Raw genomic sequence first — 12,964 nt, forward strand, 5'->3', positions numbered from 1 at the left:
GGAGGATCTCAGACCTTCTTGGTGCGCCAGCTTTCGGCGTAGTTTTCGCGGGCTTCGGCCGCATAGGGGGTAGGCGAGACGCGGACCCGGATTTCGGCCTGCTTGTGGCCCTTTTCGATCGAGGTCTTGGCCGTGCCGCCATTCGGCTCGCCCCAGATCAGCGTCAGGACATCGCCTTCCTGGACATCGGCATCGACGATGCCGAGCGACAGCATGCAGCGTTCATTGTAGCTGTAGCCGTTGAACATCGACATGCCGACGACCTTGTCGCCATGCATGATCTTGTCGGCGCTGGACGAGGCATAGTTCGGCTGCGGCAGGTCGATCCACTTGTAGGCTTCGCTGCCGGGAACGAAGTTCGAGGCGATGACCTTCATCACGTCTTCCGCATTCCACTCGAAGGTGACCTTCTTGCGCTGCGGCTGACCCTTCATCTTTTCGAGGGCCTCGCGGCCGACGAAGTCGTGGTCGAACTTGATGTAGATGCCGTAACCGAGCTCGTAAGGATTGACGTAGTAGTCTTCGATATTGTCGGAGACGAGGCTGCCGCCGATCGAGCCGGTCGCTTCGTAGCTGTCTTCCGTCAGCCAGTCGCGGTAACCCTGCAGTTCGGCGCCGGTATAGATGCCCGGCAGCGGCGACGGAATCCAGCCGGATTCCAGGGTGTTGGTCGAATAGGCGCGCGCACCGACGAGATAGAGGTCGACGCCGGCATCCTTTGCGGCCTTGACGATGATCTCGCGAACCTCGTCCTTCTCGGCATAGGGACCCCAGACCTCGAGACCGGGAGCGCCGGCCATGCCGTGGCGCAGGGCCTGAACCTTCTTGGAGCCGATATTGATCCAGTCGACATGGAAGAACTTGATGTCGGGGATCGGGCCGCCATTCATCTTCTCAAAAATCTTCGGAGCGTCCGGGCCCTGGATCTGGAAGCGGTAGTGAACGCGATTGACTTCCTTGCCGTCCGGGCGCGAAGGCGAACGCGGATCGTGGGTGAGCTTGACATCATGCTTGCCGAGCGAGGCGTTGTAGCGCAGCCAGTTGGCGGTCGGCGCACGGCCGACGAGCACGAATTTGTCATCACGCTCGCGGAAGATGATCATGTCGCCGATCACGTGTCCGGCAGGCGTCACCGGAACGTAATGCTTGGCGCGATCGACGCCGAAATTGGCAAAGCTGTTGATCGCCAGGCTTTCGAGGAACTTGGCCGCATCCGGGCCTTCGACGATCAGCTCGTCCATGTGGTGGGACTGATCGAACAGGACCGCCGAATGGCGCCAGGCCATCTGCTCGGTGCGCCAGTTCGAAAATTCCGGTGCGACGACCGGATAGATATACATGCCGATGCGCGAATTGCGCAGCATCTCGACAGTATTGCCCTTTTCTTTCAGGATCTGGGTCAGATTCTTCGGCATTTTCTTGGCCTTCCCTCGGTTGCGCTCCGGCATAACGCCCCACCGGCAAACCCGGTTCGGGATACGATATGCATCGTCTCAAGATGTCTCATGCAATTGAGGGTCAGCGGTCTCCTCCCGCCATCTCCTCTGAACAGCCCGGTTCTCGAACCTCGCCTCGACGGCTTGGCGGAAATCGAGGCCTCCTCCCGGTCGAAGCAATTCATAGAGCAATCGATTTTGGGATACAATACCCATATTGGGCCGATCGACGAAAAGCGCCGCAACAGCCCATTAGAATTGCGCCGTTTCTATAATCTATGGGTAATAATTGATGCAGTGCGGAAAAACCAACGGGATCCGGATTAGCGCCCTTTAAGGGGGAATCTGGTAACTTGGGATCCCAAATGGAAACCCTCCACCGCCGGAGCGTGGGCCTAGTCTTCGTTTTCGTCCTGCATCAGGCCGTTGATATGGCCCGCCGGACTGTCAAGGTCGAAGATCGGTAGGATGCGCGAACCGTCGATCGCAAAAAGCCCCTTGCTGATGCCGAGGCTGATCTTCACGCCTTCCCCATGCTCGCGAAAAAGGCTTTCGGCACGGGCACCGTCGCGGGCGATCAGCGCCGAGACCATGTGATGGTGCTGCCAGTGCGCGTAATGCAGGTGCTGCGCCCGCTCCTTGCGGGTGATGTTGTCGAAGCGGATCGAATCCGGGGCGCCGAAGGGCACGCGATCGAAAAGGCTGGTGAGCTGGTGCAGGAGATTTCCACCGGCGGCCTCGATGATCAGCGTGTGGAAACGCAGGTTCATCACCGCATAACGTTCCTCGTTGACCGGATCGTCGATGCCGCCGTTCTCGAAGATATCGTCGCCCTCGCGCAGGCAATCCTTGAGCTCGGCAATCAGCGTCGGCAACGGGCCGTCGGTGGCGATCTTCTTGGCCGCATAACCTTCGATCATCGAACGCAGCTCGATCGCCTCGATCACATCGGCCACCTTGTAGGCCCTGACCCGATATCCGCGGGCGCCGACGCGCTGCAGCACGCCCTCTTCGACGAGCACGGCCAGCGCATGCCGGATCGGCGTGCGCGACACGCCGAGCGCTTCGGCAAGCCCGGATTCGGACAGTTTCTTGCGCGGGTCGATCGTGCCGTCGCTCGCCCAGGTCCTGAGTTTGTCGATCACGTGCTGCTGGCGGGTCTCCTGCTTCTCAGGCCCGGGAGGATTCTGAGTTCGGGTGCCTGTGGTCATGCTTGGGCCTCACCTGCGCCATATCGAAATGCGGATCGCGCCAGACGAGACATGCCGGCGGGAACGTCGCTTCAATATTGAATATCTGCGACAAAACGCAAGTTTTCCATATCCGTGGACAGCCGAAACGATCAGTTGCGCACGGCCCAGGCGGCCTCCACGGGTGCGGCGACCGTGACCGGACGGCCGATATCCACGTTCGAAAGCGACGATGCCTCGACATGCAACGTCTGCGCCGGCGTCTTGACCATGATCGAGCGGTGCGAGCCGCGGAAGATCGCCTGCGAAACCTCGCCCGACCAGGAGAGATCGCCGTTCACCTGGCCCGCATCGCGGACATGCAGGTTTTCGGGTCGCACCATGACGGTGACATCCGCTCCCTTCGGCATTTCGGTTGCCGCATGACAGTCACCGGACCACCCCTGGCCTTCGACCGAGAGCTTGTAATATTGCCCGCCGTTCGGGCGGCAGTCCTTGACGGTCGCGTTCAAAAGGTTGGGCGTTCCGAAGAAGGCGGCGACCTGCCGGTTTTCCGGCCGGCGGTAGATCTCTTCCGGCGCGCCGACCTGCAGGATCTTGCCGCCATGCATGACGACCACCCGGTCGGACAGCGCCATGGCTTCCGCCTGGTCGTGGGTGACGTAGAGGGCGGTGATCTTCAGACGCTGCTGCAAGGCGCGGAAATCGTCGCCCATCTGGGTGCGCAGGCGCGCGTCGAGGTTGGAGAGCGGCTCGTCGAGCAGCAGCACTTCCGGCTCGAACACCAGCGCGCGGGCGATCGCCACGCGCTGCTGCTGGCCGCCGGAGAGCGCCGGCGACGGACGTTCGGCATATTGCTCCATCTCCACGAGACGCAGTGCGTTCATGACGCGATCCCGGACTTCCGTGTCGGGACGGCGGCGGATGCGCAAGGGGTAGGCGACATTGTCGAACACCGTCATATGAGGCCAGATCGCGTAGGACTGGAAGACCATGCCGAGACGCCGGCGTTCCGAGGGCACAAAATAGCCTTTGTCCGAATCCGACACGACATTGTCGCCGATCGAGATGCGGCCGCCGGTATTCTTCTCGAGACCGGCCACCATGCGCAGCGTCGTCGTCTTGCCGCAGCCCGAGGCCCCCAGCAGCGTGACGAACTCGCCGCTCTTGATCTTCAGGTTCACATTGTCCACGGCGGTTATCGCGCCATACATGCGGCTCACGTTTTCGAGCGTCACCGAAGCCATATTTCTCTTCCTTTCGGAGCGGATGCCAGGATCCGCTTAAACGACAACCAAAAATCGGCGGCGGTCGCAACCGCCGGGCCTGAAACCTAAAGCTTGCTGATGCGGGCCTTGATGAAACTGAGCTGGACCCAGCGGAACACGATGACGAGCAGCATCATCATCAGGCCGATGACGCTCACCTGTTCGGCATTGCCGTTGGCCCAGAGCTTCATCAGCACGACCGCCAGCGTTTCAGATCCGACCGAATAGAGAAGGATCGACGCCGACAGTTCGCGCATGATACCGAAGAAGGTCAGCACCCAGCCGACGGCGAAGGCCGGCCAAGCGAGCGCCACCATGATCCGCCACATGGTCTGGGCCCAGGTTGCGCCGTGAACGCGGGAACATTCTTCCAGATCATAGGAAAGCTGGTGATAGGCGCCGGTCATGACCCGCACGGAGACCGGCGTACCGAGCGCGATATAGGCAAGCAGCAGCGCCCAGATGGTGCCGTAGATCGGGATCGGTCCCGGCAGCATCGCAAACGCCCAGAGGAACCCGACGCCAAGAACCATGCCCGGCATCATCCACGGAAGCCAGGCCATGCTGTCGATCAGGTTGCGTCCGCGCCAGCGGGTGCGCACCGAGATGTAGGCAACGATCGCGCCGAGCGCCATGGTCGCGGTGGCGCCGAGCAGGCCGAGAACCATCGTATTGCGGACCGCCCGCCAGAATTCGCTGTTGGCGAAGACGTTCCGGTAGTGCTCCAGCGTCAGCATGTCGTAGGTGTAGAAGCCGAAGAAGCGGAAGAACGAGCCGAGCATCAGCTGCCCGATCGGCAGTACGACCGTGATGAAGAAGAACAGCACACAGAAGGCGAAGGTGACCCAGCGCCAGGGGCCGAGTTCCATGACGCTCGGGCGAAACCCCTTGCCCGTGACGGTCTGGAAACTCTTGCCGCGCAGCATCCACCACTGCCAGATGACGAGCAGGAACATCAGCCCCATGATCGCGAAGGACAGCGACGTCGCGTACTGGTAGTCGGGCGTGGCGCGGTGGTTGATGGACTCGTAGATGTCGGTCGTGATCACCTTGATGCCTGCGGGCAGGCCGAAGAACAGCGCCGACTCGAATGTCTCGATGCCCTTGATGAAGCTCAGCATGAACGAGCTGGTCAGCACCGGCAGCATCAGGAGCAGGGTGATCTTGCGGAAGGTCGTCCAGCGCGATGCACCGCACATCCGGCTCGATTCCTCAAGCGACGGGTCCATCGCCCGGAAGGCGTCAACCATGAACAGGAACAGGAAGGGGATCGAATACTGGCACATGTGCCAGATGACGCCGCCATAGGAATATATGTTGACGAGCGGATCGGTCGCGCCGGTTGCCCAGCGCCAGACCATGTTGATGACGCCCACCTGCGGATTGGCGAGCATGCCCCAGGCCATTGCCGTCAGGATCGGCGGAATGAAGAACGGCAGCGTGATCAGCACTTCCAGCGTACCGCGGAACGGCGTGTCGGTGCGCGCGACGATCCAGGCGAGAAACACCGCGATCGTCAGCGAGGGTATGGTCTTGGCAAGCGAAATGCCGATCGTGTTGGCCAGAACGATGAGGTTCTGGGTTGTCATGATCGACCGATAGCCATTGAGATTGAACTCGCCGGCCATGCCGGGCGGCGTCGAATGCAGGCTGCCGTAGAGCAGCATGGCGAGCGGATAGATCGTCAGGAAGCCGAGGATCAGGATCAGCACCAGCATGCCGATCAGACGCCACAGCGATCCGCCCGAAAAGGCGCGCGTGAAAGCATTGCCGGCAAGCGTCGGCGCAGTTTCGGCAATGTCGTCTAGGGGGCGATTGTGGATAATCGTCATGGGATCCTCGCGGCTCCGGGTATGAAGAACGGCACCGCCGGCCCGAACATCGGACCGGCGGTGGCCTGGGAGGCTTACTTGAAGATGTCCTTGGACTTGGCCAGCATCTCGTTCTGGCGGGTCGTGTCCGTCGTGCCGTAGAGCTTGGCTTCGGAAATCGCCTTGACGTCCGCCGGCAGGCCATCAGTCATGCCGGGAAGGACGGGACCGTAGCCGAGACCCGCGTAGATTTTCTGCACGACCGGTCCCTGCATGAAATCGAGATAGAGCTTGGCGGCGTTCGGGTGCGGAGCCTTCTTGAGCATGACGTTGCCGTAAAGAACGTAAGGAACGCCCTCCTCCGGAATGATGAATTTGACCGGCAGCCCCTTCAGATCCGAAAAGTCGGTCATGATAACCGGCATGTAGATCGAATATTCGCCACGGGCCGTGCGGCGCTGCGATTCGCGCTGGTCGCGGGTGAAGACGAGCTTCTGGCTCGCGACCTTCTTCACATAGTCTTCGCCGATCTTGTCATAAGTCGAAAAGAACCAGAGGTAACCGGCACCGATCGCGCGCGGATCGTCGGACAGGATCTTGCCCTGCCACTTGGGGTCGGCAATGTCTTTCCAGCTCTTCGGCTCATCGGCCGGCTTCACGAGGCCGGTATTGATCATGATCCCGTAGGGAATGGTCATGACCGAGGCCATCGGCACCTTGAGCTTGAACTTGTCGCCGATCTTTTGCGAATTCGGGGTCACTGGCAGCGGATCGACGGACTTGTCCTCCTTGTCGTAGAGCATGGTCTGCCCTTCGCTGGTGAACATCACGTCGGCGGCAAACCGGCCGGCGGCCTGCTCGACGCGGACGCGCTCGCGGATTTCGCTGGCGCGCGCCTCGAGAATTTCGACTTCTATACCGTATTCCTTGGTGAACGCGGCAGCGATCTGCTTGGTGCTCGGCTGGCCGACCAGCGCGGTATAAAGGATGAGCTTGCCTTCCTTCTTGCCGGCCTCAACCACTTTCTGCCATTCGGCATCCTGTGCGAAAGCGGGCAGGCCTGCCGCCGCCGAAATGGCAAGGCTGCCCGCAGCCGCCATGAAAAACCGGCGCGACCATTTTTGAATGGCCGAAGTCATGGATGTGTTTGTCGTCACGTGTCTCTCCTCCCTGGAACTGACGATCGAGCATCACGTCCGGGACCCGATCCCGGCACTCGACGCTCAAAATTTCCGCGGCCACCGGCCGCGATCTCCTTTGTCACCGCAAGCGGCGCCGCTTTCCCGAACGGCTACTCAATCTCGACGGCTTGCCGATCGCTTCGAAACGATCTGGCGCGCACCCTGCAATTGACAAGGTCCCTGATAAGCACCGCGTGATGCGGAACATTTGGGCCTTCGGCTCGGACAGGATTGGCCTTGGCCAACTCAAACTCCCTTTTCTGAATTCCGATCTGCGCCGGCTCTCCCTGCCAGTCGCGGCGATGCCACAGGCACCGGAATTCCCTCTTCTGTTAGATTGACCTTTTCCCGTGCAGGGGAAAAGCACCATTTTTTTACATTCACTTTTCTCGAAAATAGAAAGATGAATTGTGCTACCGTTTACGCGGAGGGCCGCTCGACAGGGCGGCATGGGAGACCTAAGACATTGGATACGCTAATCAATATCCGCACGTTTCTGGCGGTTGCCCGGTCCGGCAGCTTTTCGGCGGCGGGCCGGCATCTCGGCGTCGCACCGTCAGTGGTAACGAAACGCATCAGCCGGCTGGAAGACCAGATGCGGGTGAAACTCTTCGTCCGCTCGACCCGCCAGATCATCCTGACGGAGATCGGCGAACGCTACCTGCCCCGCTACCAATCCCTGGTCAAGGAGATCGACGATGCCATCAGCGGAGCGGCGGCCGTCGCCCAGCGGATCGAGGGACATTTGAGGATAAAGGCGCCGACGACCGTGACGATCGCCTTCCTCGCCCGCATCCTGAGCGACTTCCAGCAGGAAAACCCGAACGTCACCATGGACCTTGCGCTGGTCGACCGCTCCGTCAATCCGGCAGAAGAGGGATATGACATCGCGCTCGGCGCCCTACCCGCCTCCTATTCCAACGTCGTCGACGAACCGCTCTGCCCCTATCCGCGAAAACTCTGCGCCGCTCCTGACTATCTCGAAAACCGTGGACTGCCGAAACATCCGCGCGATCTGGTCAATCACATCTGCCTGACGTTTCACGCGACGGGTTCAACCTGGTCGTTTCGGAGCCCCGGCGGGCCGATCGATGTCGAGGTACGCTCCGCCTTCAGCGCCAACGATACCCAGATCCTGCACGACCTGGCGCTGCGGGGCCGTGGTGTCGCCATGGTGGCGAATTACGTGGCGGAAGAATCCATCCGGACGGGCAAGCTGATCGAGCTGCTGCCGGACTATCCCGTGGCGGAACTCTGGCTGAAGGCGCTCATCCCCCAGACCCAGGCACGCAAACCGACCGTGCGGGCGCTGATGGAATGGCTGCGCATTCATATGCACGCGGCTCTCGTTCCGGGTGATCGAGCAGCGTGAGCGCCGCGCCTTTGCCCGAGGAGAAAAGCTGAAAGCCGTTTGGCTTTCTCGAATCGAGAAAGCCGCTACGATGAAAAAGCATATTCTCTTGGCTCCCCGTGCCGCTTACCCTCCCAAATCGAGGAAACGCATCGCTGATGCGAGGGTGGCCACCGTCTGTCGACGCACCGCCTGGGAGTGAGGTTCAGGTCCGCCGCGAAACGAGCGGCCGGGCTGACAGACAAGGGAGGTTTTAAGCGGTGGATACTGCTGTGACCCAGCAGCGCCCTGTGCTTTCGCAATTGGGCGCGATCGATTGTGACGTTCATCCGGACGCGCCGCTGCGCGAGGATCTTCTACCCTATTTCGACGAATACTGGCGCGAGATCGTCACGACGCGCGATATCGACCGTCTGGAACTCACCAATTTCCCAACCCGCACCAAGCCCTTCTTCCGGGAAGACTGGAAGGCGACGGAGGGGAAGGGCGTCGAAAAGCTGCGGAAAAACCTGCTCGATCCCTACGGTCTCAAATATGCGATCCTCAACTGCGTCACCGCCGTGCACGCGATCTACGATCCCTATCTCGCGACCGCCGTGTGCCGCGCCACCAACGACTGGCTGAAGGCGGAGTGGCTGGACCGCGACCCGCGCCTGCGTGCTTCTCTCGTGCTGCCGATGCAGAACCCGGAAGCCGCCATCGAGGAAATCGAGCGCTTTGCCGACGACAAACGTTTCGTGCAGGTGCTGACGCTCTGCATGGGCGAGATGCCGCTCGGCCGCCGCATCTACTGGCCGGTCTACGAGGCCGCCCAGCGGCACGGCTTTGCGCTGGGCGTGCATGCCGGCAGCGCCTATCGTCACGCGCCGAGCCAGAGCGGTTTCCTCTCCTATCTCGCCGAGGACTACGTCCACCAGGTCCAAGGTTTTGCCGCCCAGGTCGGCAGTTTCGTCGCCGAGGGCGTGCTCGGCAAATTCCCGGACATGAAAATCGTGCTCATCGAATCCGGCGTCTCCTGGCTGCCCGGCCAGATGTGGCGGATGAGCAAGGACTGGCGCGGCGCCCGCATCGAAATCCCCTGGGTGAAGGAGCCTCCGTCGGCGCTGGTCCGCCGGCAGATCCGCATGACGACGCAGCCCTTTGACGCGCCGCGCGATCCGGCCGAACTGGAACGCATCATCGAGCATCTCGATTGCGACGACATGCTGCTGTTCTCGACCGACTATCCGCATGCGCAATTCGAGGGGGATGCCGCGATCCCCGCCGGCTTCCCGGAACGCCTGATCGACCGGCTGGTTCGGGACAATGCGCTCGCCACCTATCCGCGACTGGAGGACTAAGCCATGGACCATGCCGTTCTGGACAAGGACGCCACTCCGGAAAAGGACCCCACTTTGGAAAAAGATAGGGGGGCAGACGCCAGGCTCGGGATCGTCGATTGCGATATCCATCCGGCCTTCGGTTCGCCCGCCGAACTTGCGAAATTCCTGCCCGTTCGCTGGCGCGACCATCTCGCCGACTATGGCCAGCGCAGCGCCAATCCGGTCGTCGGCACCCTGCCCTATCCGCGCATGACCCCCGGCAACGGCATGCGCCGCGACGCCTGGCCGCCGAATGGCGGACCGCCGGCCTCCGACCTTGCCTATCTGCAGGAGCAGCTGCTCGATCCGCTCGGCATCGAATACGGCATCCTCCAGCCCTTAGCGGCCGGTTCCTCGACATTGAACCAGGAACTCGGCGCCGCCATGTGCGCCGCCGTCAACGACTGGCAGCTCGACAAGTGGACCGGCCCGGACCCGCGCCTGAAAGCGTCCATCTCCGTCACCCAGGAAGACGTGACGGCGGCTCTCGCCGAAATCGAGGCGCGCATCGGCGACAGGAGTTTTGCCCAGATCGCCATTCCGCCGCGCACCATCGAACCGGCGGGCCGCCGCCGCTACTGGCCGATCTACGAGGCCGCCGAACACTACGACATGCCGATCGGCATGCATTCCGCCGCCTACGGCCAGCACGCCAATAGCGGCGCCGGCTGGCTGAATTTCTATATCGAGGAACACTACGCCTTCTCGCACAGCCTTCAGAGCGTCGTCACCAGTATGGTCTTCGAGGGCGTCTTCGAACGCTTCCCGAAGCTGAAACTGGTCGTCGTCGAGGGCGGTTTTGCCTGGGCGGCACCTCTGATGTGGCGGCTCGACAAGCAGTGGGAACGGATGCGCTCCGAGGTGCCGCATGTGAAGCGGCCGCCGTCCGAATATATCCGCGAAAACGTCTGGTTCACCACCCAGCCGATCGAGGAGCCGGAAAACAACCGCCACCTGCTGGACACGCTGCGCTGGGTCGGCACCGACCGGCTGATGTTCTCGACCGACTACCCGCACTGGGATTTCGACGATCCGCGCTACGCCTTCAAGGTGCCGCTGTCGCCGACCGAGCGCGCGCAGATCTTTCGCGATAACGCAAAGAACGTCTACCGCCTGCCCTGAACACGGAGTGCTCACATGAACGAAATGGTGAGATCGCTGGGCAACGAGCCCGGACTGTCGACCATCGGCGGCATCGACTGCGACCTGCACCCGGCCTCGCCGGCGACCACGACACTGCTGTCCTATCTCGACGACTACTGGCGCGAAACATTTATCATGCGCGGCGTCGATCGGATGAGTCTGGCGATGACCGCGTCGCCCCCGCGGGCACCGATCAATGTCCGTTCCGACTGGAAGGCGGCAAGCGGCTTTGCCGGCGATACGCTGGAGGCTGTCCGCGCCCAGGCGCTCGATCCGTTCGGAACGCGGCTGGCGATCTGCAACGTGCTGCACGGCTCGATGATCATGCATTCCGACGACATGGCCGCCGCGCTCTGCGGCGCCGTCAACGAATGGCTGGCGCGGGAATGGCTCGACAAGGAGCCGCGCCTGCGCGGCTCGATCATCGTCTCGGCCCAGAATGCCGAACTCGCCGTCGCCGAGATCGAGAAGCGCGCCGCAGACAGTCGTTTCGTGCAGGTGATGATCCTCGCCCAGAACGACGAACCGCTCGGGCGACGCCGCTACTGGCCGATCTACGAGGCCGCCGCCCGCAATAGGCTGCCGCTCTGTATCCATGCCGGCGGCAGCAACCGCCATGCGCCGACCGCCACCGGCTGGCCGAGTTTCTTCGTCGAAGCCTATGTGGCTCAAGCCTCGATCTTCGAAAGCCAGCTCCTCAGCCTCATCGCCGAAGGCGTCTTCCACAAGGTGCCGGACCTCAAGGTCGTGTTCGCCGAAAGCGGCTTCACCTGGCTGCCGTCGTTCTTCTGGCGGGCCGACAAGACCTGGCGCGGCGTGCGCGCCGAAACACCGTGGGTCACCGAACAGCCGAGCGACATCGTCAAGCGGCATGTGCGCTTCACGCTGCAACCGGTCGAAGCGCCACTCGAAACCGATGCGCTCGCCCGCACGCTCGACCACATCGACTGCAACGACATCCTGCTGTTTTCGACCGACTATCCGCATGCCCAGTTCGAGGGCGTTAATGCGCTCTCGGCCAGGTTCGGCGAGACGCTGGCCAAGAAGATCCTGATCGACAACCCGCTCGCCACCTATCCGCGGATCGCCGCGGATTTTAGGAAGGAGGCCGCACGATGACCGAAACCCAAACGCTGGAACGCCCGGTCGAGGCGAAGACCAAATTCAATCTGATCGACTGCGACATCCATCCGTCGATGAAGACGCCGGCGGAGATGCATCCCTACCTCTCGCAGCGCTGGCGGGATCATCTCGCGACCTACGGCGGCCATACCCGCCAGGGACTGTCCGAAACGCTGTCGCATCCGCGCATGGTGCCGGAAGTCTCGCGCGTCGATTCATGGCCGCCGGCAGGCGGACCTCCCGGCTCCGACCTGCCCTTCCTGCGCGAACAGCATCTCGACGGGCTTGGCATCGATATCGGCGTGCTGGTGCCTCTGCGCTTCAACGCCAGCGGCCAGCGGCACCCGGATTTTGCCGCCGCCATCGCCACTGCCATCAACGACTGGCAGGTCGGCAAATTCCTGGAGCCGGAACCGCGCCTGCGCGGCTCGATCGTCGCTACCCAGGAAGACCCGGAAAAGGCCGTCGCCGAGATCAACCGCCGCTCCTCCGACAAGCGTTTCGTGCAGATCCTCCTGCCGCCGCGCTCGATCGAACCGCTCGGAAAACGCCGTCACTGGCCGATCTTCGAGGCAGCCGTCAGCCACGGCCTGCCGATCTCCCTGCATGTGGGCGGCGTCGGCGGACATCAGGCGACCGGCGCCGGCTGGCCTTCCTATTACATCGAGGAGCATCACAGCCAGGTCCAGACCATGCAGTCGGTGATCGCAAGCCTGATCTTCGAGGGCGTCTTCGAGCATTTTCCGGGCCTGAAGATCTCCTTCGTCGAAGGCGGCTTTTCCTGGCTGCCGGCCTTCGGCTGGCGCATGGACAAGGCCTGGGCTGCGATGCGAGACGAAGTTCCGCATGTGAAGCGCCTGCCTTCGGAATATCTGAAGAAGAACGTCTGGTTCACCACCCAGCCGATGGAAGAGCCGAATCCGGCCAAGAACCTCACGGATACGCTGAACTGGATCGGCACCGACCGGCTGATGTTCTCGACCGACTATCCCCACTGGGATTTCGACGATCCCCGCTACGCCTTCAAGGTGCCGCTGTCGGCGGCCGAGAAAACGGCGATCTTCGCCGGAAACGCTGTCAACTTCTATGGATTGAATTGAG

The 12,964-nt window shown here is 62.1% G+C and carries 10 protein-coding genes; 5 read left to right on the top strand and 5 right to left on the bottom strand.

Going from position 1 to position 12,964, the window contains the following annotated elements; all coding sequences use genetic code 11:
* Window positions 1-8 precede the first annotated feature (8 nt).
* The 5 genes from ligM to GQ59_RS16815 form a co-directional block, all read right to left on the bottom strand.
* On the bottom strand, window positions 9-1,415 hold the full coding sequence (gene ligM / locus GQ59_RS16795) for a vanillate/3-O-methylgallate O-demethylase (protein ID WP_037083321.1): 1,407 nt from the start codon (window positions 1,413-1,415) through the stop codon (window positions 9-11).
* Window positions 1,416-1,831: 416 nt separating this feature from the next.
* Complete coding sequence (locus GQ59_RS16800) at window positions 1,832-2,647, bottom strand: GntR family transcriptional regulator (RefSeq protein ID WP_084683198.1); 816 nt, start codon at window positions 2,645-2,647, stop codon at window positions 1,832-1,834.
* A 131-nt stretch (window positions 2,648-2,778) separates the two neighbouring features.
* A complete protein-coding gene (locus GQ59_RS16805; protein WP_037083324.1) occupies window positions 2,779-3,873 on the bottom strand; it encodes an ABC transporter ATP-binding protein in 1,095 nt (364 codons plus the stop codon).
* 86 nt (window positions 3,874-3,959) lie between these two features.
* The gene (locus tag GQ59_RS16810) at window positions 3,960-5,726 is read right to left on the bottom strand and encodes an ABC transporter permease (protein ID WP_244447986.1); all 1,767 of its coding nucleotides are present in this window, start codon (window positions 5,724-5,726) and stop codon (window positions 3,960-3,962) included.
* Window positions 5,727-5,800: 74 nt separating this feature from the next.
* Complete coding sequence (locus GQ59_RS16815; RefSeq protein WP_152564364.1) at window positions 5,801-6,862, bottom strand: ABC transporter substrate-binding protein; 1,062 nt, start codon at window positions 6,860-6,862, stop codon at window positions 5,801-5,803.
* Window positions 6,863-7,352: 490 nt separating this feature from the next.
* On the opposite strand from GQ59_RS16815, the gene GQ59_RS16820 reads away from it, so the two are divergent.
* The 5 genes from GQ59_RS16820 to GQ59_RS16840 all read left to right on the top strand — a co-directional run bounded on the left by GQ59_RS16820 (window position 7,353) and on the right by GQ59_RS16840 (window position 12,963).
* Entirely contained in the window at window positions 7,353-8,258 is a 906-nt protein-coding gene (locus tag GQ59_RS16820) for a LysR family transcriptional regulator (RefSeq protein WP_037083326.1), read from the top strand.
* Between the two features lie 239 nt (window positions 8,259-8,497).
* Complete coding sequence (locus GQ59_RS16825) at window positions 8,498-9,577, top strand: amidohydrolase family protein (RefSeq protein ID WP_084683199.1); 1,080 nt, start codon at window positions 8,498-8,500, stop codon at window positions 9,575-9,577.
* 3 nt (window positions 9,578-9,580) lie between these two features.
* Window positions 9,581-10,720 (top strand): amidohydrolase family protein, encoded by a 1,140-nt coding sequence (locus GQ59_RS16830; RefSeq protein WP_051904019.1) that lies wholly within the window; start codon window positions 9,581-9,583, stop codon window positions 10,718-10,720.
* 15 nt (window positions 10,721-10,735) lie between these two features.
* Window positions 10,736-11,860 (top strand): amidohydrolase family protein, encoded by a 1,125-nt coding sequence (locus tag GQ59_RS16835; RefSeq protein WP_051904020.1) that lies wholly within the window; start codon window positions 10,736-10,738, stop codon window positions 11,858-11,860.
* The gene (locus GQ59_RS16840; RefSeq protein WP_037083328.1) at window positions 11,857-12,963 is read left to right on the top strand and encodes an amidohydrolase family protein; all 1,107 of its coding nucleotides are present in this window, start codon (window positions 11,857-11,859) and stop codon (window positions 12,961-12,963) included. Before GQ59_RS16835 ends, GQ59_RS16840 begins: the two co-directional genes overlap by 4 nt.
* Window position 12,964: the final 1 nt, after the last annotated feature.

It is taken from the genome of Neorhizobium vignae, assembly GCF_000732195.1.
Taxonomy (GTDB): Bacteria; Pseudomonadota; Alphaproteobacteria; order Rhizobiales; family Rhizobiaceae; genus Neorhizobium; species Neorhizobium vignae.